This window comes from Synechococcus sp. R6-10, from assembly GCF_047461815.1.
In the GTDB taxonomy this organism is placed as follows: domain Bacteria; phylum Cyanobacteriota; class Cyanobacteriia; order Thermostichales; family Thermostichaceae; genus Thermostichus.
On record NZ_JANSHW010000115.1, the window covers coordinates 1 to 1,067 of the forward strand.

1 protein-coding gene and 1 pseudogene are annotated in these 1,067 nt (G+C 59.0%); both read right to left on the reverse strand.

From position 1 onward, the window contains the following. The coding region (locus NW837_RS03850) for a vWA domain-containing protein (protein ID WP_414329347.1) at positions 1–473 on the reverse strand (473 nt) is incomplete at its 3' end. Between the two features lie 306 nt (positions 474–779). Continuing rightward, positions 780–1,067: pseudogene (locus NW837_RS03855) on the reverse strand (hypothetical protein); the annotation flags it as partial.

Below are 1,067 nucleotides of genomic sequence, written 5' to 3' on the forward strand. Positions count from 1 at the left end.
TCGGTTTCACCGAACACGAACAGCTTGCCCGCGTCGTGCAGGGGCGCGTAGTAGCTGTTCTCGACCGCACGGCGATAGCGGTTAATCACAGGACCGACGATCACAGCCGCCACTCGGCGGTCTCGCGCCAGTCGAGCCGCTTGCTCGCGCGTCTCTTTGGGCGTGTGGCACTCACCATCGGTGAACAGACACAGCACGAACTTGCGCTCGGGATACTGCGCCGTAAAACGCTGGAACTCCTGCAACACCTTATCGGGGCGCGTGCCCCACTTGCCCAGATAGTTCTCGATGGTGTCGCGCGAGACCTTGTTCAGCTCCTTCGAGGCGATAGGGCGACTCTCATGCACAGTCTCGATGGTCTCGGCATAGCGCCAGATTTTGGTGGGCGTGCGCGCGGGCATAACTTCGCCAATTACCTTGTTCAGGAACGCGACGGCGCGCTGCTTCTGCTCCTTGCTCATCGACTGGCTCACATCGAACCCTGCGCCGACTGCCAGTGGCGTCTTAAGCGCTTGGGCTTGGCTGTGACTCCACACCAACCACCCAGCGACAGCCACTGCAGCAAGTATCCCGACAAACGCCAACCCTGTCAGAAGAGGATTCTGCGCATCCCCCTCATGTCGATAGCTCCGACTTCCCCTGTATCGCGACATAACTGTCTTCCACCTATTCTACGAATATAGTGTCATGAGAGTTCCCAAAGTATATGCTTGTACCCCCTGTGCGCCTTATTATACCCCATGCAACAAATTATTCGTCGCGTAGTGCCCCTACACCGCTTATGCTGTAGAGTCGTCGTTGCGAACCATCTCTCGTAGCCGTTGCTGAAACGCCTCCAAGTTGCCCGCCCGCAACGCGACGGTGTGCAGCTCCAGCAGACGCGCAGGGTCGCCAATCTGGCTCAACTCGTGAACCAGTTCTGCGGGAGGCTCGCCGTACATCTCGCGTAGAGTGCTGAGGATCGCCTGCTGCAGCCCTTGCTGCAAACCCTGCTGCAGACCCTGCTTTTCACCGCGCTGTACCCCGCGTTGTATTCCCCGACGATACCCACGCAATAACCCGCGACG